The sequence below is a fragment of the Gilliamella sp. B2824 genome (assembly GCF_026536245.1).
Lineage (GTDB): Bacteria > Pseudomonadota > Gammaproteobacteria > Enterobacterales > Orbaceae > Gilliamella.
In genome coordinates, this window is the sequence record NZ_JAFNON010000003.1 from 86,286 (window position 1) to 108,614 (window position 22,329).

Annotated in this window: 20 protein-coding genes; 5 read left to right on the forward strand and 15 right to left on the reverse strand. The window is 36.0% G+C overall.

Features of this window, described 5'->3' with window-relative positions:
• Positions 1-3 precede the first annotated feature (3 nt).
• Both J3U56_RS04085 and J3U56_RS04090 read left to right on the forward strand, forming a co-directional pair.
• Complete coding sequence (locus tag J3U56_RS04085) at positions 4-1,422, forward strand: PTS fructose transporter subunit IIC (protein WP_267333562.1); 1,419 nt, start codon at positions 4-6, stop codon at positions 1,420-1,422.
• A 55-nt stretch (positions 1,423-1,477) separates the two neighbouring features.
• Positions 1,478-1,918: a PTS sugar transporter subunit IIA gene (locus J3U56_RS04090; protein ID WP_267347584.1), complete on the forward strand. Its 441-nt coding sequence runs from the start codon at positions 1,478-1,480 to the stop codon at positions 1,916-1,918.
• Between the two features lie 116 nt (positions 1,919-2,034).
• Here J3U56_RS04090 and J3U56_RS04095 read toward each other — a convergent pair whose 3' ends face one another.
• The 14 genes from J3U56_RS04095 to rpsU all read right to left on the reverse strand — a co-directional run bounded on the left by J3U56_RS04095 (position 2,035) and on the right by rpsU (position 18,118).
• Entirely contained in the window at positions 2,035-2,508 is a 474-nt protein-coding gene (locus J3U56_RS04095; protein ID WP_267347582.1) for a hypothetical protein, read from the reverse strand.
• 42 nt (positions 2,509-2,550) lie between these two features.
• Positions 2,551-3,678, reverse strand: a complete 1,128-nt coding sequence (ribD, locus tag J3U56_RS04100) for a bifunctional diaminohydroxyphosphoribosylaminopyrimidine deaminase/5-amino-6-(5-phosphoribosylamino)uracil reductase RibD (protein WP_267347581.1) — start codon at positions 3,676-3,678, stop codon at positions 2,551-2,553.
• Positions 3,679-3,686: 8 nt separating this feature from the next.
• The gene (gene nrdR / locus J3U56_RS04105; RefSeq protein WP_065633897.1) at positions 3,687-4,139 is read right to left on the reverse strand and encodes a transcriptional regulator NrdR; all 453 of its coding nucleotides are present in this window, start codon (positions 4,137-4,139) and stop codon (positions 3,687-3,689) included.
• Between the two features lie 238 nt (positions 4,140-4,377).
• Positions 4,378-5,667 carry a threonine synthase gene (thrC, locus tag J3U56_RS04110; protein ID WP_267333566.1) on the reverse strand — a complete coding sequence of 430 codons (1,290 nt, stop codon included), beginning with the start codon at positions 5,665-5,667 and terminating at the stop codon, positions 4,378-4,380.
• 96 nt (positions 5,668-5,763) lie between these two features.
• On the reverse strand, positions 5,764-6,702 hold the full coding sequence (gene thrB, locus J3U56_RS04115; protein WP_065633899.1) for a homoserine kinase: 939 nt from the start codon (positions 6,700-6,702) through the stop codon (positions 5,764-5,766).
• Positions 6,703-9,159: a bifunctional aspartate kinase/homoserine dehydrogenase I gene (gene thrA / locus J3U56_RS04120; protein ID WP_267333567.1), complete on the reverse strand. Its 2,457-nt coding sequence runs from the start codon at positions 9,157-9,159 to the stop codon at positions 6,703-6,705.
• A gap of 346 nt (positions 9,160-9,505) precedes the next feature.
• Positions 9,506-9,835 carry a hypothetical protein gene (locus J3U56_RS04125; RefSeq protein WP_065633901.1) on the reverse strand — a complete coding sequence of 110 codons (330 nt, stop codon included), beginning with the start codon at positions 9,833-9,835 and terminating at the stop codon, positions 9,506-9,508.
• Positions 9,836-9,975: 140 nt separating this feature from the next.
• Positions 9,976-10,731, reverse strand: a complete 756-nt coding sequence (locus tag J3U56_RS04130) for an SDR family oxidoreductase (protein ID WP_267333568.1) — start codon at positions 10,729-10,731, stop codon at positions 9,976-9,978.
• A gap of 183 nt (positions 10,732-10,914) precedes the next feature.
• The gene (gene uspA, locus J3U56_RS04135; protein WP_267333569.1) at positions 10,915-11,367 is read right to left on the reverse strand and encodes a universal stress protein UspA; all 453 of its coding nucleotides are present in this window, start codon (positions 11,365-11,367) and stop codon (positions 10,915-10,917) included.
• Positions 11,368-11,432: 65 nt separating this feature from the next.
• The gene (gene pitA / locus J3U56_RS04140) at positions 11,433-12,947 is read right to left on the reverse strand and encodes an inorganic phosphate transporter PitA (protein WP_267333570.1); all 1,515 of its coding nucleotides are present in this window, start codon (positions 12,945-12,947) and stop codon (positions 11,433-11,435) included.
• A 68-nt stretch (positions 12,948-13,015) separates the two neighbouring features.
• Positions 13,016-13,987: a bile acid:sodium symporter family protein gene (locus J3U56_RS04145; protein WP_267366808.1), complete on the reverse strand. Its 972-nt coding sequence runs from the start codon at positions 13,985-13,987 to the stop codon at positions 13,016-13,018.
• Between the two features lie 65 nt (positions 13,988-14,052).
• Positions 14,053-15,894, reverse strand: a complete 1,842-nt coding sequence (gene rpoD / locus J3U56_RS04150; protein ID WP_267333572.1) for an RNA polymerase sigma factor RpoD — start codon at positions 15,892-15,894, stop codon at positions 14,053-14,055.
• A gap of 85 nt (positions 15,895-15,979) precedes the next feature.
• Positions 15,980-17,761 carry a DNA primase gene (gene dnaG, locus J3U56_RS04155; RefSeq protein ID WP_267333573.1) on the reverse strand — a complete coding sequence of 594 codons (1,782 nt, stop codon included), beginning with the start codon at positions 17,759-17,761 and terminating at the stop codon, positions 15,980-15,982.
• Between the two features lie 141 nt (positions 17,762-17,902).
• Positions 17,903-18,118 (reverse strand): 30S ribosomal protein S21, encoded by a 216-nt coding sequence (rpsU, locus tag J3U56_RS04160; protein ID WP_024495180.1) that lies wholly within the window; start codon positions 18,116-18,118, stop codon positions 17,903-17,905.
• 185 nt (positions 18,119-18,303) lie between these two features.
• On the opposite strand from rpsU, the gene hemB reads away from it, so the two are divergent.
• The 3 genes from hemB to J3U56_RS04175 all read left to right on the forward strand — a co-directional run bounded on the left by hemB (position 18,304) and on the right by J3U56_RS04175 (position 21,443).
• Positions 18,304-19,314: a porphobilinogen synthase gene (gene hemB, locus J3U56_RS04165; protein WP_267366810.1), complete on the forward strand. Its 1,011-nt coding sequence runs from the start codon at positions 18,304-18,306 to the stop codon at positions 19,312-19,314.
• A gap of 301 nt (positions 19,315-19,615) precedes the next feature.
• On the forward strand, positions 19,616-20,386 hold the full coding sequence (locus tag J3U56_RS04170; protein ID WP_267343965.1) for a hypothetical protein: 771 nt from the start codon (positions 19,616-19,618) through the stop codon (positions 20,384-20,386).
• Between the two features lie 91 nt (positions 20,387-20,477).
• Positions 20,478-21,443: a hypothetical protein gene (locus J3U56_RS04175; RefSeq protein ID WP_267333576.1), complete on the forward strand. Its 966-nt coding sequence runs from the start codon at positions 20,478-20,480 to the stop codon at positions 21,441-21,443.
• 33 nt (positions 21,444-21,476) lie between these two features.
• Here J3U56_RS04175 and nudC read toward each other — a convergent pair whose 3' ends face one another.
• Positions 21,477-22,280 carry an NAD(+) diphosphatase gene (nudC, locus tag J3U56_RS04180; RefSeq protein ID WP_267366812.1) on the reverse strand — a complete coding sequence of 268 codons (804 nt, stop codon included), beginning with the start codon at positions 22,278-22,280 and terminating at the stop codon, positions 21,477-21,479.
• Between the last annotated feature and the right edge of the window lie 49 nt (positions 22,281-22,329).

A 22,329-nucleotide genomic window follows, 5' to 3' on the forward strand; every position in this document is an offset into this window, starting at 1 on the left:
ATTATGAGAAAAATATTAGCTGTCACAGGATGTCCAACTGGTATTGCACATACATATATGGCGGAAGAAGCCTTAAAAAGCGCTGCCGAAAAAGCTGGCTTTGAAATAAAAGTAGAAACCAATGGCGCAGGCGGTGTTGATAACGCTATTACAGACGCAGATATTAGCGAGGCAATTGGGGTAATTATTGCTGCTGATAAAGATGTCAACCCTGACCGCTTTAATGGTTTACCTGTTATTGAAGTACCTGTTAAAGATGGTATTCATAAAGCTAAAGTACTTATTGAACAAATCACATCAGGCGCTGTTCCCATCCGTAAAGGCAAAAATAACAATTCAGACAAATCCAATTCATCATCTAACCAGATAGAAGTTAAAGAATCCATTGGTCGTCAAATTTATAAACACTTAATGAGCGGCGTTTCGAACATGTTACCTTTTGTGGTAGCTGGCGGAGTTTTAATTGCGTTATCGTTTTTATGGGGGATATATTCAGCTAACCCTGATAATGCTCAATATAATGAATTTGCCGCGTTATTAATGAAAATTGGTGGGCAAGCGTTTGGCATTATGGTTCCTATCTTTACCGGTTTCTTAGCGTACTCTATAGCTGGCCGACCAGGAATGGTTGCCGGATTTGTCGGTGGACTGATTGCTAATATCACCGGAGCTGGGTTCCTTGGTGGGATTATTGCTGGTTTTGCTGCCGGTTATTTAATGCTGTTTGTCAAAAAATTGTTAGATGGACTTCCACGTTCATTTGAAGGGCTTAAATCCATTTTCATTATGCCACTCATTGGCGTATTTGTGATTGGTGCAGGTATGTTTTTACTCGGTGGTCCGATTGCGACAGTAAATAATGCCATGAAGTCATTCCTTGAATCACTGCAATCTGCTAATCCTGTTTTATTAGGTATTGTTATTGGTGCGATGTGTTCATTCGACTTTGGTGGTCCAGTAAATAAAGCCGCTTACGTAACAGGTACCATGTTGTTAGGTGAAGGCAATTTCTATTTTATGGCTGGTGTCTCTGCAGCTTGTATTGCCCCCCCGTTTGTTATTGCTTTTTCAACAACAATCTTCCGCGATAAAGCCTTTACTGAAGAAGAGCGTGCAGCTGGTCTGGTCAATTATATTTTGGGTTCAACACACATTACAGAAGGAGCAATACCTTTTGCAGCAAAAGATCCATTGCGCGTGATTCCAATTATGATGTTATCGTCTGCTATTGCAGCTGTTTTAACCTTTTTATGCCAAATTCAAGTCCCTGCACCTCACGGTGGTTTTTTAGTACTGCCACTGGTCAATAAACCATTTTTATGGGTAGGTTGCATTTTCGCGGGCGCAATAGTTGGCGCTATTTTATTAGGTTTAGTTCGTATTGCACAAAACAAAAAATTAGCCAATAAAGCAACAGTATAATCAACAAATTAGTCTACCGCTCATCAGCGGTAGACTAACAAAATAAGGATAACAAATGAGCAATTTAAAACTTAATGTCAATGATATTTCAATCATAGATGGCTCTTTTTCTAAACAAGAGGCGATAAGAGCGGTATCTGAAAAGATGATTAACGCGGGATTAGTCAAAAATGATTATACTCAAGCAATGTTCGATCGTGATGCTCAAATTTCGACTTTTTTGGGTAATGGTATAGCAATTCCACATGGCACAACCGAAAAACGTGATAGTGTTATCGAATCAGGACTTAAAGTAATTTATTATCCACAAGGTATCAAGTGGGATGAAGATAATAATATTGCTTATGTTGTCGTTGGCATTGCAGCTAAATCAAATGAGCACTTAGATATCTTACGTAAATTAACACGTGCCGTAATTGCAGACGATACACTTGAGCGCATCTTAGCAGTAAAAACACCAGAACAACTATTAGCCATTCTTCAAGGTAATTCATGATAATCACCGAATCAAGTATTCGCATTTAACTCATAGAGGTATCGGCATCTTATTAACAATAGATGCCGTTACTCAACTGAGCACAGTTCGTTTTTGCAATAGAAAATACAGTTCATTTATGAATAAAAATTTTTCAGGCGATTATGGATAATTGTCTTATCTTTTACCATTTCGAATGAAACTAAAAATCCCTGCCAATTAATACCTAAAACAATTAACATCTCGTCAAAATCATAGTAATAACGCACCTGATCGTCATCAATAGAGTCTTTGAACTTAAAATTATGATTAAACTCATCTGTTAACTCAAACGGATGCCCCATTTTAAAATCAAAGCCTAGATAAGTTAAAATTTGATTAGCTTTATCACGTAAAAACGTGTTCTCCACCACATCTTCCAGTGATAATACTTCAACATGCCCCAAAATATAAAAAAACAGAATTTGATAACCACATACTTTTGCTATTCCAGATATATCCGCATAAATAAAATCATCGATAATTTGATACTCATCTAACGTAAAAAAATAATCGATATCCAGCTTGTTAAAGCTTGCTTTTTCATACAAAAGGCTCCGTTCGCTATTCAAATTAACGTTTTCCTTTTTTCAAAATAGGGAATTGAATTGTTATCAAATTGCAGATGATTTTCTTTTTAGAATAACGCGCATATCCTCACCAACTGCTGCAACTGATTCAAATTGAAATTGAGGAGCTAGGGATAATTTTTGCAAATTGGGTAAAATACACATATCGTTAGCATTATGGCCTAGCAATTTTGGCGCATAATAAATAATCAATTCATCAACTAAATTTTGTTCAATTAACGCACCAGCAAGGTGTGCGCCTGCTTCAACCCAAACACTATTTATCTGCTTTTGCGCTAAGTTTTCGAGTAAAACGTTTAAATCAATATACTGATTAGTTGAAGGCTCTACAATCAACGATGTATTAGGCATTGCAATCGATAAATTTTGCTTTCGTACAACCCAAGTTTCACCGGGTTGTTGGAAAATATTTTCATCGCCGGTTAGTTGATGTTGACCATCAATAATTACTCTAATGGGTTGTCTAATCTTGTCTACAGGGTAGATTTTCTGTATGTCATCGGGTAATTGGTGATATCTAACGGTTAAACTTGCATTATCGGTTTGTACTGTTTTACGGGTACTTAATATACAACTGGCTTGAGCACGAAACTGTTGTACGTCTTCTCTGGCTTTGTTTGAGGTTATCCACTTACTTTCGCCTGATGCCATGGCGATTTTTCCGTCTAACGAAGCAGCCAGTTTAAGTTGGACAAAAGGTAAGCCTGTGCGCATACGTTTTAAAAAACCTTGATTAATTGCTTCCGCTTGGTCAGCTAAAACACCGACAGTTACCGCTATACCAGCATCTTGTAAACGTTTAATACCATTACCGGCCACGTTAGGATTAGGATCTTGCATAGCAATCACAACACGTTTTATCCCTGATTTGATTAAGGCATCGGCACAAGGGGGAGTGCGTCCAAAATGACTACAAGGCTCTAATGTTACATATGCAGTTGCACCTACGGCATTAGCACCCGCCATTTGCAAAGCATAAACTTCCGCATGGGGTTGCCCCGCTTTTTGATGGTACCCCTTACCAATAATCTGATTATCTTTAACGATAATACAACCGACATTGGGATTAGGTGTTGTAGTAAAGCGACCAAGTTTAGCAAGCTCAATGGCTTGATTCATATAAAGTTGATCGGTATCGTAAGGCGTTGTCATAAGGGTCATTATTTTTGTTGTAATTTAGCAATTTCATTACTAAATTGTTCTATATCATCAAAACTAAAATAAACTGATGCAAAACGTATATAAGCGACTTTATCGAGGTTTTTTAACTCTTCAATAACGTAACTACCAATTAATTTTGCTGGCACTTCACGTTCACCGGTAGCTCTGATTTTTGATTTTATGCGCGTAATTGCATCTTCGATCGCATCAAAGCTAACTGGGCGTTTTTCTAGCGCTCGTTTTATTCCATTACGCAACTTATCTTCATTAAATGGTTCTCGAACTTTATTGCTTTTAATCACATTAGGCATAATTAATTCAGCCACTTCAAATGTGGTAAAACGCTCATTGCACTCAACACATTGACGACGACGACGGACTTGATAACCTTCACCAACAAGACGCGAATCAATCACCTTTGTATCATCTGCATTACAAAACGGACAGTACATAACAATATCCTTATAATGGCCTAATTGATATTACAATAGCTGAAAATAGTGATTTAAACAAGATATGTCTAAACAGCAAAATAAATACTATTGAATTGGTGTTTACTAAAATAATGTATATGTGATTGAATGTAAAAATCGTGAGGATAAATTTAATAGCAAAATAAATAACTGAAATTAGCTAAACCATATTTGATGATAAAGAATAATCCGCCACCGATTGGCAGCGGAACTAATTTTACCAAGATAAATTAATTAAAAAATCACGTAATTTGGCGAAATCATTTGGCATATGATGCGAAAGTAGTGTCATATCTGCACGTTCAGCTAATGCTTTAGGCAGTGGAATTGATTTACCAAGAATATCTTCAACCACCTCTTTAAATTTTGCTGGATGAGCCGTACCTAAAAACAATCCATATTCACCTGCTTGCAGCTGATCACGTAATGCCCGATAAGCAATCGCGCCATGAGGCTCAGACAAATAACCTTTTTTATCTAATTCTCTTACCGTTTGTGAAGCGACTTCATCAGACACCGCCGCATGCCCAAGTGATTTTAACACCCAGCCTTCGCGACGATAAATCTCTTCAATACGAGGCCAGTTATTCGGTTGACTCACATCCATAGCATTAGAAAGCGTAGCAACTGTTGCATGAGGCTCCCACTTTCCAGTTTCTAAATAGCGTGGCACCGTGTCGTTTGCATTCGTTGCAGCAATAAAACGTTTAATTGGTAACCCCATTGTTTTAGCCAATAAACCGGCTGTTAAATCACCAAAGTTACCACTAGGTACTGAAATCACTAATTGTTGACGTTGCGCTGGTGTCAGTTGAGCATAAGCTTCAAAATAGTAACAAATTTGTGCCAGTAAACGACTGATGTTAATCGAATTTGCAGAATTTAATCCAATTAGTGCTTTTAACTCTTCATCATCAAATGCTTTTTTAACTAAGGCTTGGCATGCATCAAAGTCACTTTTAATAGCGATAGTATGAATATTATCGCCCAAGGTGCAAAATAGCTTTTCTTGTAATGGACTAATTTTTCCTTCGGGATATAAAATGACAACACGAATATTAGGTAAATGATAAAAAGCATGCGCCACTGCGGCACCTGTATCACCCGAAGTTGCTGTTAATATCGTAATTTGTTTATCCGCAGCCACTTGCACTAACGCTTGTGCCATAAAACGTCCACCAAAATCTTTAAACGCAAGTGTTGGACCATGATATAACTCTAATGAACCAATATCTGCTTCAACCGATTTGACCGGCGCTGGAAATTGAAAAGCATTATTAACTAATCGATACATATCATCCTGACTAATTTCATCGCCAATAAACGCCGATAAAATTTTGGCGCTACGAGTTATAAAATCCAGTTTTAATAATGCTTCAATTTCATTTTCAGAAAATTTTGGTAATTCTTGCGGGAAAAATAGACCTTGTCCTCTTCCTAATCCTTGTTGCACAGCTTGGGAAAAGCTAACTTGCTGCGAATGATCTTTCAAATTGTACAATTTCATAATATGTTCCAGTTATATTTATGCTGTAATAATTTATTCGTTTTATTATCTATCAACCAAAAAAATAATTTTTTCAATTACGCTTTTTATAGGATTTTAAATAACTCTTGCACCTTGTGTATCTATTTTACAGATATGGGTAAAACCTTCATCATTTTGTAAATAATCACTTTTGAGTAATGCTTCAATTTGCTGAGCAATTTCAAGTTTATCAGCAATGACAAACATTGTTGGACCCGAACCCGAAATACCCGATGCTAACGCACCCAGCTGTTTAACACGTTTTTGCGTCTGATCAAAGTTAGGTAGTAACTGTTTACGATAAGGTTCAGCAATATTATCAACCAACATTGCCGCTGCTAATTTTGGTTGCTGAGTATAACAAGCATGCAAAAATCCACCTACATAGCGACCATGCGCAACACAGTCAGCTTTTTGATACTGAGCAGGTAAAATCGCACGCGCTTCAGCTGTCGACACTTTAATCCCCGGGTAAGCCATTACCCAGTACCAATCGTTAAAGTGCGGAATCGACTCACTGATTGTCCCGATTTCATCAATAATAAGTTGTAAACCACCTAAATAACAAGGCGCTACATTATCATAATGTACACTACCTGAAATTCGACCTTCAAGTTCACCCATCATTGACAACATTTGAAACTCGTTAAACGGTTTATCAAAAAATTCATTTAAAGCAACAAAAGCGCCAACGACAGAACAAGCACTAGAACCTAAACCAGAACCAATTGGCATATTCTTTTCAAGGGTCATATGCACGGGTAACGTTTTACCCATAGCTTGGCAAAATCGTTGCCAACATTGATAAACGATATTGTATTTTGGATCGCGCGGTAATTTTTTTACAAATTGCCCTTTACTGGTAAGAGTAAATTCTTCAGCGGGCGCAACAGTAATACAATCACCTAGCATCGCCCCACTAATGGGGTGAATTGCCGCACCTAAAATATCAAAACCTACACTAATATTTGCCATTGATGCTGGTGCATAAACCGTTAAAGATTGCTGTTTCATTTAGCCTCCAATCTTGCCTGATGTCGTACGTAAAATATCAGCAAAGACACCGGCTGCAGTTACATCATTGCCTGCACCATAACCCCGTAATACCAGTGGAATAGGTTGATAATAACGGGTATAAAATGCCAATGCATTCTCGCCATTTTTCACTTTGTAAAGTGGATCATCACTATCAACAGCTTCGATTTTAACGCTACATTGATTATTTTCGATACTACCAACATAACGTAATACTTTACCTTGTTTTGCTGCTTGCTCGGCTTTTAATTTAAACTCAGCATCAAGTTGCGGTAATTTAGCCATAAATTCATCCACATTACCTTGTGCATATTGTTCTGGTAAAACGGATTCAACATTAATTTGATCAAGCTCAAGCTGCAAACCCGCTTCTCTGGCTAGAATCAATAATTTTCTTGCCACATCGGTACCTGATAAATCATCACGAGGATCGGGTTCAGTAAAACCTTTTTCTTTAGCAAGTTTTGTTGCTTCAGATAGTGACATACCCTCATCAAGCTTACCAAAAATAAAGGATAATGAACCAGACAATATACCTGAAAATCTAATTAACTCATCACCGGCATTAAGTAGATTTTGTAAATTTTCAATAACAGGGAGTCCTGCCCCAACATTGGTATCATATTGGAATTTACGTTTACTTTTAGCGGCTTCTTGACGTAAACGTAAATAGTAAGCCATTGAACTGGTATTAGCCTTTTTATTTGGCGTAACAACATGGAATCCATTAGCCAAAAAGTCAGCATATTTATCAGAAACTTCACTGCTTGATGTACAATCAACTAAAATTGGATTGAGTAATCGGTTATTCTTAGCAAATTCAATTATGCTATCTAAAGTATAGCTTGTTTCACTCTGTTTTATTTGCTCTCGCCAATTTGTCAGATTAATGCCATCTCGATTAAGTACACCGTGCTTAGAGTTAAATAACCCGCAAACATGCAGATCAACTTGTTTATTTTTGAGCCACTTTTGTTGTCGCTCAATTTGATCAATAAGCGCACCACCCACGCCGCCAACACCAATTACAAAAACATCCAGCATTTTATCGGTACCAAATAACATTTGATGAGTAACTCTTACGCCCATCACTGCAACATCATTATCAACTACAACCGAAATTGAGCGCTCGGATGAACCTTGAGCAATGGCAACAATATTAATATTGGCGCGAGCCAATGCTGTAAAGAAATTAGCAGAAAGTCCACGTAAAGTGCGCATTCCATCACCCACAACTGAAATAATCGCTAGTTTTTCGATGACTTCAATTGGCTCTAATAATCCATCTTTTAATTCTAAATAAAATTCATCACCTAATGCTTCTTCTGCTCGATAGAGCTCTGCTTGTGGTACACAAAAGCTAATACTATATTCTGAGGAAGATTGAGTAATGAGAACAACAGAAATACCCGCGTAAGACATAGCGGAAAAAACACGCGCCGACATACCAACCATACCTTTTAAGCCTGGGCCTGATACGTTAATCATCGCCATATTATTTAAATTAGTGATGCCTTTTACTGGGGTTGTTGAATCAACAACATTTGCACCGATGAGTGTGCCGGGTGCATCTGGATTATTGGTATTTTTAATTAAACATGGGATTTGGAATTGTGCAATCGGCAAAATGGTTCTAGGGTGAAGCACTTTAGCACCAAAATAAGACAGTTCCATCGCTTCTTGATAAGACATGGTTTTAAGCAATTTAGCATCTGGCACAATTCGCGGATCACAGGTATAGACGCCATCTACATCGGTCCAAATTTCACAACAACTTGCACGCAAACAGGCGGCTAATACTGATGCGGAATAATCTGAACCATTACGACCAAGCACAACAAGTTCGCCTTTATCATTCCCAGCGGTAAAACCTGGCATTAAAATAATATGATCTTGTGGAATATGCATTTCGCTAATGCGATGTGAGGATTCTGCTATATCGACGGTAGATTCTAGATAACCGCCTTCAGCAATGAGCATTGCGACAGGATTAATTACTGTGACTAAGTGCCCTTTTGCCTTGAGCAACTCTTGCATGATAGCAATTGATAGTTTTTCGCCTCGGCAAATAATTGAAGCGTTAATGCTATCTGGACATTGCCCTAATAAACGAATGCCTTCTAATAATTGCTTGATATTATTTAATTCATCTAAAGCAAAACTTTTCATTTTATCGTAGGCAAAATTAGGGTGTTCTTTTGCGATACCGGCTAATAGATCAGCAAATATTTTTTCCGCATCATAAATATTATTCTGTATATCTTGCCCTGCTACGGTTTTTTCAACCATCGCAACCAGATGATTAGTAATCTTAGCTGGTGCAGATAAAACTGTTGCAGTTTGTTCTTGCTTAGCATTATTTTCAATAATTTCTGCAACTCGCAAAAAACGTTCTGCGTTAGCGACAGAGGTCCCGCCAAATTTCAAAACTTTCATATCACACCTTTACTTATTATCCTAATTTATGCCAATTAAAATTCAAAATACCCGTTTACCTAAACCACTGAATAGTTTTTGAAAACAGGCGTATCATTTTGAACTATATTATTTTTTTCAAATGCCTATTTTTAAGGTTCTTGAACATGTTTTATATAAACTAAAAACCCGCTTTTTTCAGCGGGTTTTTTATATTTTTTTAAGGAAAAATCAACCCGCCCTATAGTGAATAATAGTGCCTAAGGTGCCAATAATGCCTGAAATGATCATTAACATTGTCATCATTTTTCCTAATTAGTTTTTACTCTAAACAAAACAGCCCGACACTTTCATGTCAGGCTGTTATTTAAAATACTTTTTTGCTATTTTCGTACTCATTAACTACCTTATTCAAAGCTTGATAAAGAGTTTTAGCGTCTTGTTTTTTTAACGCTTCATCAAGAATATTAAGATAAGATAGCATAACTTTTTGATTCTCTTCGGCGAATTTTGGTGAAACTTCCTGATCTTCATATAACATGACGTAAGTACGCGCAAAACCAAAGATCAAAAAATAAACTGAAGCATTGTTTGGATCTTCTTGAATCAATGTACGCATAGCTTTACGCAGTTTTACATAACTATCTGTACCCGGCAAGCTTGTCGCAAATGTTTTCGTTACTTCAGTAAATGTCATTACCATTAACCTCAATCAAAATTACAAGGGAAAAGGATAGCAATCCATTGACAGAAGTGCAAGTCTATTTTGTTAACCATATCTATTTTTTTAACATTAAACCGCGTCGATATTGTTTATCCAATATCGACGTCAATTATCTATTTAGTTTCTTTATAAACGGCTAATCCAGCAGAAGCTTGAGCAACTGGCATAATTTCGAGTGCATTGACATTAAAATGTGTTGGTGTGTTAACCAGCCATGAAACAGTGTTAGCAATATCTTCAGGTGTTATATAGTCAACCCCTTCATACACGGCTGCTGCTTGTTCATTATTACCATGAAATCTGACATTAGAAAATTCAGTCCCACCACACAATCCAGGCTCTATATTTGTGACTCTAATTTTTTTGCCTAACAAATCTGTACGTAAATTCGCACTAAATTGTTTAACAAAGGCTTTTGTTGCGCCATAGACATTTCCACCTTTGTAAGCATAAGTCCCTGCGACAGAGCCAAGATTAATTATGTAACCAAAGTTTCGTTCAACCATGCCAGGTAAAAGATGGTGAGTCAAATGAATTAAGCCAACTATGTTAGTTTGAACCATAGTTTCCCAATCTTCATAATTAGCTTGATAAGCGGGTTCTAATCCCAAGGCTAATCCTGCATTATTTATTAAAATATCGATAGGTTGAAACTCTTTAGGCAATTGTAACAAGATTGATTCTACGGCATCTTTTTTAGTGACATCTAAAGGCAATGCACAAAAATTAGCACCTAATTCTTCTGCTAACTTTTGTAATTTATCTGCGCGCCTTGCCACACCAATGACTTTATATCCATCATCAATCAATTTACGACAAATAGCCTGACCAAATCCAGAAGAGGCACCGGTAACTAATGCGATATTCATAATAAATCTCCTTATATTCTAAATATTGAATCTGAGTATATTCTTTAAATTATTAAATGAATAGACAAAAAGTGGCAATTAAATAAATAGATTAAGCCGTATTTTTAAAAAAATTTGTTTAAGATAAAAGGATTGTTAAAAATATAAAAAACCCGCTAGTTAAGCGGGTTGATATTTAGCGGTTCATTTGGCTGTTTCTTCAGAAGGCTCTTCATCTTTTAGAGGAACTATCAATGTATCAATATGGGTATTATTGATAAGCTGACGAGCAGAAGACATTAACTTGCTCCAAAAGTCTTGGTGGTGACCACAAACGACCAAATCAATACTATATTCATGAATAGCTTCAATTAAGACTTGACCAAACTCGCCATTTCCAGAAAGAGTATGTGCAATCGGGTATCCAGCATCATCGGCTAATTTATTCAATGCAAGATGCGCATCTTCAGTAATACGATCTTTCATATCATTCATATTGATATCAACTAAACCAGTGTAAAGATCTGAATAGTTAATACCAACATGAATTAAGGATACTTGAGCATTATATGGTCTAGCCATAGAGACTGCTTTTTCGACAAGAACCTCACTTTCAGGTGATAAGTCAACTGCGACTAATATATGTTTATAAGCCATGATACTTTACTCCTTCTTATTGTTAACGTCCTAGTTAAGTTAAAATCAGTACTCTATTTTTACTACTAAATTAATTTTTGAGCAAGCCAAAAAAGTGAGCCAGATAACAAAATCGATATTGGTAGGGTTAATATCCAAGTTAATGCAATATTTTTAATCGTTTTACTTTGCACACCACCACCATCAACGATCATTGTACCTGCAACAGAGGAAGAAAGTACTTGAGTAGTTGAAACTGGCATACCGGTATAACTCGCAATACCAATAGATAATGCGGTAGTAATTTGTGCTGATACGCCTTGTGCGTAAGTCATACCTTTTTTACCAATTTTTTCACCAATAGTAATAGCGACACGTCGCCAACCAATCATTGTTCCAACCGCTAATGCAGACGCTACAGCAATAATTATCCAAATTGGTGCGTATTCAATAGTTTTAAGTAAATCATCATTTAATGATTTTAAATATTGTTTATCTTGTGAAGAGACATTGGGTTGCTTAGCCACATGAGAAACCGTATCAGATAAGCATAATAATATACGTCTGGTTTGTGAACGTTGCTCAACGGTTAAGGATTCATAATCATTAATTTTATTGAATAAATTATTAGCAATGCCTAAAGTGATAAATGAACGGGAATAATCACAATGGTACTTATTCAGGTCGCCTTCAGGAATACTAGTATCTAAAGCGGGTTGTTTACCAATAACATTCATCAGATCATCATTATGTGTTACAAAGTACTCTTGAATATTATGAATCGCATTACGGGTATTGGTAATTTCATAAGTAGATGCGCCCATATTAACAATAAACCCAGCAGGAGCAATGCCCATTAAGACCAGCATTAATAAACCAATACCTTTTTGCCCATCGTTAGCGCCATGTGAAAAACTTACACCAGCGGCAGATATAATAAGCATTATGCGGATCCAGAATGGTGGTTTTTTCTTACCGTAAAGTTTTTCACGTTGTTCTGGCGTCATAAAGATACGTTCACGTTTTTTACTGCTTTTTTTACTTTGGCTTTTACGAGTCCAATACTTTCGCAGTAAAAAAATCATTAATCCTGCAAGCACAAGCCCAACAACAGGAGAAATAATTAAGGACAAGAAGATTTGTAGCATTTTCGGAATATTTAATGCATCAATAATTGAGGTATCCATAATAAATGCATTTGCAATTGCCACACCAATAATTGAGCCTATCAGCGTATGTGAACTCGATGCTGGAAGCCCAACATACCAGGTACCTAAATTCCAAAGGATAGCGGCAAATAGAATAGAAAACACCATCGCAAGCCCATGTAATGAACTTACATTAAGCAATAAATCAGTTGGTAATAGGTGCACTATAGCATAAGCGACACTAAGACCACCGAGCAAAACACCAAAAAAATTAAACATACCTGCCATAAAAACGGCAAGCTGTTCTTTTAATGCTCTAGTATAAATGACTGTTGCAACCGCATTAGCTGTATCATGAAAGCCATTAATTGCTTCATAAAAAAGCACAAAAAATAGCGCCAAAACTAGTAATACAATGGTGGAAAATTCTAAATCAGCAAATAGATGTAACATAATATATCTTTCTGTTGTTAATAGCGCTTCTATTATCCTTGAGAATTAAGCAATGAGCAAAACAATTTTTATATTTTTCGTTTGGCATAGCGAGCAGCTAATACTGCACAAATCATTAATTGAACTTGGTGAAAAATCATCAATGGTAAAATCATTATTCCCATAACAGAAATAGGAAAGATAACGCTTGCCATAGGAATACCACTTGCTAGACTTTTTTTTGAACCACAAAACACAATGGTGATTTCATCTTCTTTATTAAAACCAAACAACCGTGAACCATACGTAGTAATAAGTAATACAATGGTTAATAACACAATTGAATAGAAAATTATTTGTACCAGTGATAGTAAGCTAATTTCTGACCAAATACCATTTGCCACCGCATCACTAAAAGCAACATAAACCACCAATAAAATCGAAATACGATCAGTTTTAGAAATGACACTTTTATATTTATCTACCCATTTACCAATAAAACGTCTGGATAAATGACCAAGAATAAAAGGTAACATTAGCTTTAACATAATAGATGAAATTGCATCAAGCATACTCATAGAGCCTGATGATTGTGTATTCATTAATAAACCCACTAATATTGGAGTAATAAATACACCCAATAATGTCGATGCCGATGCACTACAAATGGCAGCAGCGACATTGCCTCTTGCGATTGAAGTAAACGCAATTGCAGATTGCACGGTTGCAGGTAATACACAAAGGTAAACAAATCCTTGATAAAGTTCTTGTGATAAAAAAGTGGGGACTAAAAAATGCATCATTATTCCCAGTACAGGAAAAATGATAAAAGTAGTGCTAAAAATGAATAGATGTAAACGCCAATTTTTTATGCCAGTTATGATGGCATCTAATGAAAGTTTTGCGCCATGCATAAAAAAAAGCAAACCAATTGCAAAGGTGGTCAAGTATTGAAACACAACTTTTGTTTGCCCTTCACAAGGAAAAAAGCTAGCTGTGATAACAACACAAATCAGTGTTAGCAAAAAAGGATCAATTTTAAAACGTTGTAGTATATTCATGGCGTTGAGTATAATAAGTCAAAAAAAATCGCCACAAAAGTGGCGATATAAATGGGTAAAAATAATTATTCTAAGAAGCTACGAAGTACGTCAGAACGGCTAGGGTGACGTAGTTTACGTAAAGCTTTAGCTTCAATTTGACGAATACGTTCACGTGTTACATCAAATTGTTTACCAACTTCTTCAAGCGTATGATCGGTATTCATATCAATACCAAATCGCATACGTAATACTTTCGCTTCTCTTGGCGTTAATCCAGATAAGATATCACGTGTTGCACTTCGTAAACTTTCAGAAGTTGCCGCATCCAATGGTTGCTCAAGTGCAGTATCCTCGATAAAGTCACCTAAATGTGAATCTTCATCATCACCAACTGGTGTTTCCATCGAAATTGGCTCTTTAGCAATTTTGAGTACTTTACGAATTTTATCTTCCGGCATTTGCATACGCTCTGATAACTCTTCCGGTGTTGGTTCACGCCCTATTTCTTGTAACATTTGACGTGAAATACGATTCAATTTATTAATGGTTTCGATCATATGAACCGGAATACGAATTGTTCTTGCTTGGTCAGCAATTGAACGAGTGATTGCTTGTCTAATCCACCATGTTGCATAGGTTGAAAATTTATAACCACGTCGATATTCGAACTTATCAACTGCCTTCATCAAACCAATATTACCTTCTTGAATAAGATCCAAGAATTGTAATCCACGATTGGTATATTTTTTCGCAATAGAAATTACCAAACGTAAATTGGCTTCTACCATCTCTTTTTTAGCACGACGAGCTTTCGCTTCACCAATCGACATTCGTCGATTAATATCTTTAATTTGCTCTATCGAAAGATTGGTTTCAATTTCGATTTGCTGTAATAAGTTAATTTCAGCTTGGATGGGTTCTTCAAACTCTTTTAAGCTTGCCGCAAAAGCACCTTTAGCAGTTAATGCTTTATTGAACCAGCTCATATTATTTTCATTGCCAGTAAAATGCGTCATAAATTGCTTTTTCGGCATTTTGCATTGCTCAACACAGATCTTCATAATCGCACGTTCATGCGCTCTGACACGATCCATCATACTTCTCATATTGTTAACAAGAATATCAAATTGCTTGCCAACTAAACGGAATTGTTTAAATATTTCAGATAGATTTTCGATCTCTTGTTGTGCTTTTTTATGCGCACGACCATACTTTTTGATCGCTTCAGATGTTTTATCATGCTGTTCTTTTAATTCAGCAAATTTAGCTCTAGCAACTTCAGGATCGATAGATACATCATCATCGGCTGAAGAGTCTCCCTCTTCTTCTTCGTTTTCATCATCGCTATCATCAAGCTCAATTTCTGCTTCACTGTCTTCAAGTTCTTCAGGTAACTCTTCTGTTGACTCTTCAGCATTAGGATCCACAAAACCGGTAATGAGGTCAGATAAACGAACTTCACCACTTTCAATTAGATTATATTGTTCTAAAAGATAAGTGATAGCTTCTGGGTATTCTGATACCGAAGTTTGAACTTGGTTAATCCCATCTTCAATGCGTTTTGCTATGTCAATTTCGCCTTCGCGAGTTAATAGTTCAACCGCACCCATTTCACGCATATACATACGCACAGGATCAGTTGTTCGACCTATTTCTGACTCAACATTTGATAATACTAATGCTGTTGCCGCTTCTACCGCTTCTTCATCAGGGACATTATCTGAAAGTAACAACTCATCAGAATCTGGGGCTTCTTCTAATACCTGAATCCCCATGTCATTAATCATTTGGATAATATCTTCAATCTGATCTGAATCAATAATTTCTTCTGGCAAGTGATCGTTGACATCAGCATAGGTCAAGTATCCTAGCTCCTTACCTCGGATGATCAGGAGTTTTAACTGTGATTGAGAATTTTGCTCCATAAAAGGTGTCCACATTTAGTTATTCGGTCATGTATATTGTATAGGTATAACTTAAAAAGTTTTATATTACCTATACCCAGTATATTTAGTCTTTTTTTGATAAAACAAGTATAAGCGTCGCTAATTCTTTTTTCTCTGCAGTACTTAAGCCTGAGACTCTCTCTTTTGCGATAAGTTCATCTTGTCTTTGGGTGAGTATATTATCATACAACTCTTTTAAAGTATGAGAAAAAATTGAGCTTACTTCCTCATCTTGATAATGGTACTCAAATGTTGCCAACCGGTTTAATTGCTTATAAAACGGTCTATTAATACATTCAGTCAATATCTGTGCAGTAGTTATATTTGGGTAACGCTGGCATAATTCAAGCAATTCAATAAAAATATCAATACCAGCTAATTTAACTTGGCGCATAACTGCAATATCAGTCACTTGTTTGGCAAGATTCGGATATTGAATCAATAAACCAATCAAAATACGCATAGTGGTTAATTTCATCTGAGATGCAGGTGCTATCTCAGTCACTTTATCTTCGCCTTTTTGACGACTTGTCGACATTAATTGCTCTATTTGAGTTACATCAAGTAACCCCAAATAACGCCCAAGTTGTTGCAATAAATTTAATCGAAACGCTTTGGCTTTAATTTGATCTAACAAAGGAATCGCTAAAGAACTTAATTTTGCTTTTCCCTCTGCTGTTTTCAAATCAACTTGTTTAAGCAATTCATCAAATAAGAATTCAGATAAAGTTGGCGCAGTTTTCAGATAATCTTCAAATCCATCTTTACCAACTTTACGTACAAAACTATCAGGATCTTCATCCTGAGGTAAAAAAACAAAGGTAATTTTTTTACCATCAATCAGGCAAGGTAATAAAACATTCAATGCCCGCCAAGCAGCACTGCGTCCGGCATTATCACCATCATAACAAAATATGACTGAATCGCTTGCTCTAAACAATAATTTGATATGCTCTTCCGACGTCGAAGTACCTAACGCAGCTACCGCATAATCTATACCATATTGTGCTAGCGAAACCACATCCATATACCCTTCAACAACAATAAGTTTTTCAGGATTTCGGTTGACTTCTTGCGCTTCATAAAGTCCATAGAGTTGAAAACCTTTATGAAAGATTGGTGTTTCGGGTGAATTAATGTACTTCGCCGAATCATTAATGATTGTTCGCCCACCAAATGCAATTACATTACCTTGCCTATCACGAATAGGAAACATAATGCGTCCTCGAAAACGATCATATTGGTTGCCATTATCATTAGTAACTAACATTCCGGCCTGATTATACAATGTTGACTCGGCATTGCTTTTCACTACATTTTGCGAAGTTAAACGCCATTCATTAGGTGCATAGCCAATTTTATATCTAGCGATAATTTCATGATTCAGACCTCGTTGCTCAAGATAATGTTGTGCATCAATCGAGGTAGGTAATGCTAACTGCTGTTGGTAAAAATGAGTGATTTTTGCCATCAGTGTATACAGGTCTTTACGGACATTACGTGATTCAATATGTTTCGCTTGATCATCTTGCTTATTATCCGTATCAGTATAAGGAACACGAATTCCTTGCATACTGGCTAACTCTTCTATCGCTTCAGGAAACGATAAACGATCATATTGCATTAAAAAATTAACAACAGAGCCAGATGCACCACAGCCAAAACAATAGTAAATCTGTTTTTTTTCACTGAGTGAAAAAGAGGCCGTTTTTTCATCATGGAAAGGGCAACAACCAAAGTAGTTATTTCCTTTCTTTTTCATTTTGACGCGTTTGCCGATCACATCAAGAATATTGGTGCGAGCAATCAAATCTAAAATAAAATCGCGAGGAATAAGACCTTTCATGATAAAAATTCAACCGATATCAATGTTGGCATTACACAAAGACAACAAGCCGTATCTATGGGTACGGCTTGTTAAAAATTCTTTATATCAAAAATAGATAAAATTGATTTTTTATATCAATTGTAATTTTCTGTATAAATATTAGTATAGACGAGTGCGACGAGCGTTTTCTCTTTCTAATTTTTTAGCATGGCGTTTAACAGCTGCTGCTTTAGCGCGTTTACGAATTGTCGTCGGTTTTTCATAAAACTCGCGGTTACGAACTTCAGCTAAAATTCCTGCTTTTTCACAAGAACGTTTAAAACGACGTAAAGCTACATCGAAAGGTTCATTTTCACGTACTTTAATTACTGGCATGTGCCTCTCACCTCAAATTTGTTTAATATCACAAAGGACTAAAAATTAGTGCGCAATTTTACCTCTAATATAACTATGTTGTAAAGTAAAATATCGAATTATTACGCCATAACAAATTAATTTGCTAATCTCGTAACACAGTCCGATAATAAAGCAATTCTTTACAAAGATAGTTAGGTAGTGTTATGTCATTATTTTTTACTGGTCAATATCCGCAACGACGTTTACGTCGCAATCGTTATCAGGATTTTAGTCGACGTTTAGTTGCTGAAAATCAACTGACAGTTAACGATTTAATTTATCCTGTTTTTATTGTGGAAGGGAAAAACATTACACAGCCCGTTTCATCAATGCCTAAAGTGAATCGTATGAGTATTGACGTCTTATTAAAAGAAGCGCAAGAAATTGCTAAATTAGGTATTCCTGTTGTTTCACTTTTTCCAGCCATTGACCCTGCGCAAAAATCCTTACTGGCTGAAGAAGCTTATAATGAAAATGGATTAGTGCCAAGAGCGATACAGGCACTAAAAAAGGAAATACCAGAACTTGGCATATTAACAGATGTCGCGTTAGATCCTTATACAACTCATGGTCAAGATGGCATCATAGATGAACAAGGTTATGTACAAAATGACATCTCGGTTGAAACTTTAGTTAAACAGGCATTAATGCAGGCACAAGCAGGTGCAGATATTATAGCACCAAGCGATATGATGGATGGGCGTATCGGCGCTATACGTGATGCATTAGAACAACAGCAATTAGTTAATACACAAATAATGGCCTATTCCGCCAAATTTGCATCTAGCTTTTACGGGCCTTTTCGCGATGCGGTTGGTTCTGCCAAAAATATCAAAGGTGGCAATAAAAAAACGTATCAACTTGATCCTGCAAATAGTGATGAAGCACTACAAGAAATCTATCAAGATATTAGTGAAGGGGCTGATATGGTTATGGTAAAACCCGGTATGCCTTATCTTGATATTGTACGGAGAGTAAAAGACAATTTTGCCGTACCGACTTTTGCTTATCAAGTATCCGGAGAGTATGCCATGTTAAGAGCAGCTATTGACAATGGCTGGTTAGATGAAAGAGCAGCCATAATGGAATCGTTACTTTGCTTTAAACGCGCAGGCGCTGATGGCATATTAACGTATTTTGCTAAACAAGTCGCAGAATGGTTAAATCATCAATAATTTTTCAAATTAACTAAAATCGACAATTAGCATTCAAACGTTAATGTCGATTTTACTTGCCGTTATAGGGGTTAAATTAAAGCAACTTACCATTATCAATACTCAACTACCTTTTTATTTACTTACCAATCTAATATGCTGTGCATAGGCTCAATTTATTTCTTTGATTACTTGCTAAAGCTATTTATAACTTTCGTGCATCAACGAGTTAAATAATGTAAAAAAGTTTAAGGAAAGCTATATGTTTATGTAAAAATCTGATAATATTTAGGCAGATAAGGGATAAGGGAGTAAACAATGAATGATCGATGAACTCATACCACTAGAATTGCATGAGCAGCTAAATGCTTTTCGTCACGATCTAGAAAAAATAACATCTCAACATATTGATGCTTGTCCATTTTGTGGCAAAAATGAATTTTATTTGATTCGCTCCAAACCCACCACAACTTATCGATGTAAAGCGTGTTATAAATATTTTACTGTAGCAGTCAATACACCTTTTAGTCGGCTAACGCCCTTTAATTGGTTAGAAATTATTTTTATTAACCGTATTCAAAATCAAAGCTATAATACCATAGCTAACAATTTAGGATGCTCAGTTGAGAAAGTGATGCGACGAGATCACGCGATGATTGATTATTTAAAATCGCATTATCACGCATTGTATCAATGGTATACCAAAAAACAACAGAGCTGCTTAAATCCGGTTTTGATTAAACAACATAAAGTCGTGAGTGAAAAAATAACAGCTTTGCTCAATGTACAAAACCCAACGTGTATACACTGTGGTTCAACCGATACCACCAAAGTTGGGAGTCGTACTTGTTATCGTTGCAAGCGATGCCGGCATAGTTTTAATATTTTAAACGGCACCAAATTAAATCGTTTGCCTAAACCCGAATTATGGTTGCAGTTTATCGATTTACTTGTTGCTGGCGAAACTAATGCACAACTTGAGAAAAAACTAAAATTAACCGATAACACAATAAGGAGCTGGCGATCAACCTGGTGCACCATGATGAAACAATGGAACTGTGATGCTCTGGCGATCTGGTGTCAAAGCCATTAAAAAGAATAGATGAATTGATGATTTGAAATATTAACAATTGAAACTAAAGAAATAATATCTTTTAAATATTAACATAAATAGAGCCAATAATATGAAAAATTACATAACTTATATCTCCATTTGTTTATTAGGCACCGCATTATTAATAGGCTGTGATGATAAAAAAAATGGCACAACAACCGACACAACAACCAATAAAAGTGTTGAGACTAACAACAATAGCAAAAGTAATACCGATCAAAACACATCTGCTGATACCACAAATACCGTAACGACATCTAATGCACCTTCAACGGTAAACTCAGATGAACAAATAACCAAACCATCACAACAATCTACTCCAAAATTAACACTCAGTATTATTAACAGCTATCTTTTTCATACTGAACCAGAATTATTACCCAATAATAAACTGATTAAACAACAAAAAATCCAAAGTTCAGCAAAGAGTAATAAAATCATTAACTATAATGCACAAGGTTATGTAGCTAATTACAATTTAGAAGGTCTTCATGGTGAAGTCAATTATGATACAGCTAAATACATTTATGGCATGAACAATACCAAAAATGAATATGATATTACTTTTGATTCAGAAAAAAATATTTTGGGTATGAAAAACAATGATGGTGATATTGTTGCCAGTTCTGAATTTGATGAACAAGGGCATCTGATTGAAACAAATCTATCACATTTCGCCGAAAATAACGTTATTTTCAATAGTAAAATTGTTTATGAAAACGATCGTGTCGAACTCGTGTTGTATAATGCCTATGTACCTGTTGATAACAAAACAAGATTTCCTGTTTTAGCACAAGAAAAAGACATCGTGTACAACGCCAACAATCAACTTGAAAAAACGATTACCAAAACATTTAAATTAGCATCAAATGGTGACATCATTATTAATGATAAGAACCAACAGGAAGTAGAATTAACTGAAACATGTACTTACTCTGATTATAATGAAAACAGCGACTGGACCAAAGCGGTGTGCGTTACTTCAGGTGAAGAATCCAAAACCATTAACTTAACAAGAACAATTGAATATCAATAGACAATATGCCTATTGATATTAACGTGAATATGATTAATTTTCACCAAATTCGTCATATTCACGGCAAAGTACGATAGTATCTTCAATCAACCTTCTTGCTATGGTGCCATATTCCGGAATTTTAGGTAACTCGGTATAGTGATACCAATTAGCGTCGACAAGCTCATTTTTATCAATAGTAATATCACCACTTTGATAATCAGCTAAATAAGCCATCATAAGTGAATTAGGAAAAGGCCAAGGTTGCGATCCGACATAACGAATATTCTTTATTTTAATTTGTGATTCTTCAAATACTTCACGCTCAACGGCCATTTCCATCGTTTCACCAACTTCTGTAAAACCAGCTAATACCGTATATAAATTATCTTGGTTATGTCTGACATGCTTAGCTAATAAAATTTTATTTTTATCGCGAATAGCGACAATAATAGAGGGTGAGATTTGTGGGTAATAGCGCTCTTTACAATTCGCACACATACAGCACCACTCTGTTTTACTGATATACATTTCATGCCCACAATAACCACAAAATTTATGTGAACGATAAAATTCAGATAATTGTACAGCACGACCCGCCATGTTAAATAATGTCTGATCACTATTGCCCAGCAATGGTCTGATTGAACTCATTGAATGGCTCATTTCTTGGCAAATTAACCATGCAGTTTGTCCTTGCCATTGCCCTATCGACTGGGCAAGTAAACCATTAAAACAGAAATCGTTTGCACGACCGACTGGTACTTCACCATTAGGTAACCATAGTCGTCCATTTTTACTTACAAACCAATAACCGCTTTCGTTACCAGTTAACTTAAATTGTTGCTGAATGTTCATATCAATTACACCAAAAATAACAATTAAAAAGGAGGGTTTTACCCCTCCT

What these genes read in the sequence shown, in the direction of transcription:
- J3U56_RS04085 (WP_267333562.1), top strand. Translation starts at nt 4, where the DNA reads ATGAGAAAAATATTAGCTGTCACAGGATGTCCAACTGGTATTGCACAT.
- J3U56_RS04090 (WP_267347584.1), top strand. Translation starts at nt 1,478, where the DNA reads ATGAGCAATTTAAAACTTAATGTCAATGATATTTCAATCATAGATGGC.
- ribD (WP_267347581.1), bottom strand. Translation starts at nt 3,678, where the DNA reads ATGACAACGCCTTACGATACCGATCAACTTTATATGAATCAAGCCATT.
- nrdR (WP_065633897.1), bottom strand. Translation starts at nt 4,139, where the DNA reads ATGTACTGTCCGTTTTGTAATGCAGATGATACAAAGGTGATTGATTCG.
- thrC (WP_267333566.1), bottom strand. Translation starts at nt 5,667, where the DNA reads ATGAAATTGTACAATTTGAAAGATCATTCGCAGCAAGTTAGCTTTTCC.
- thrB (WP_065633899.1), bottom strand. Translation starts at nt 6,702, where the DNA reads ATGAAACAGCAATCTTTAACGGTTTATGCACCAGCATCAATGGCAAAT.
- thrA (WP_267333567.1), bottom strand. Translation starts at nt 9,159, where the DNA reads ATGAAAGTTTTGAAATTTGGCGGGACCTCTGTCGCTAACGCAGAACGT.
- J3U56_RS04125 (WP_065633901.1), bottom strand. Translation starts at nt 9,835, where the DNA reads ATGACATTTACTGAAGTAACGAAAACATTTGCGACAAGCTTGCCGGGT.
- J3U56_RS04130 (WP_267333568.1), bottom strand. Translation starts at nt 10,731, where the DNA reads ATGAATATCGCATTAGTTACCGGTGCCTCTTCTGGATTTGGTCAGGCT.
- uspA (WP_267333569.1), bottom strand. Translation starts at nt 11,367, where the DNA reads ATGGCTTATAAACATATATTAGTCGCAGTTGACTTATCACCTGAAAGT.
- pitA (WP_267333570.1), bottom strand. Translation starts at nt 12,947, where the DNA reads ATGTTACATCTATTTGCTGATTTAGAATTTTCCACCATTGTATTACTA.
- J3U56_RS04145 (WP_267366808.1), bottom strand. Translation starts at nt 13,987, where the DNA reads ATGAATATACTACAACGTTTTAAAATTGATCCTTTTTTGCTAACACTG.
- rpoD (WP_267333572.1), bottom strand. Translation starts at nt 15,894, where the DNA reads ATGGAGCAAAATTCTCAATCACAGTTAAAACTCCTGATCATCCGAGGT.
- dnaG (WP_267333573.1), bottom strand. Translation starts at nt 17,761, where the DNA reads ATGAAAGGTCTTATTCCTCGCGATTTTATTTTAGATTTGATTGCTCGC.
- rpsU (WP_024495180.1), bottom strand. Translation starts at nt 18,118, where the DNA reads ATGCCAGTAATTAAAGTACGTGAAAATGAACCTTTCGATGTAGCTTTA.
- hemB (WP_267366810.1), top strand. Translation starts at nt 18,304, where the DNA reads ATGTCATTATTTTTTACTGGTCAATATCCGCAACGACGTTTACGTCGC.
- J3U56_RS04170 (WP_267343965.1), top strand. Translation starts at nt 19,616, where the DNA reads ATGATCGATGAACTCATACCACTAGAATTGCATGAGCAGCTAAATGCT.
- J3U56_RS04175 (WP_267333576.1), top strand. Translation starts at nt 20,478, where the DNA reads ATGAAAAATTACATAACTTATATCTCCATTTGTTTATTAGGCACCGCA.
- nudC (WP_267366812.1), bottom strand. Translation starts at nt 22,280, where the DNA reads ATGAACATTCAGCAACAATTTAAGTTAACTGGTAACGAAAGCGGTTAT.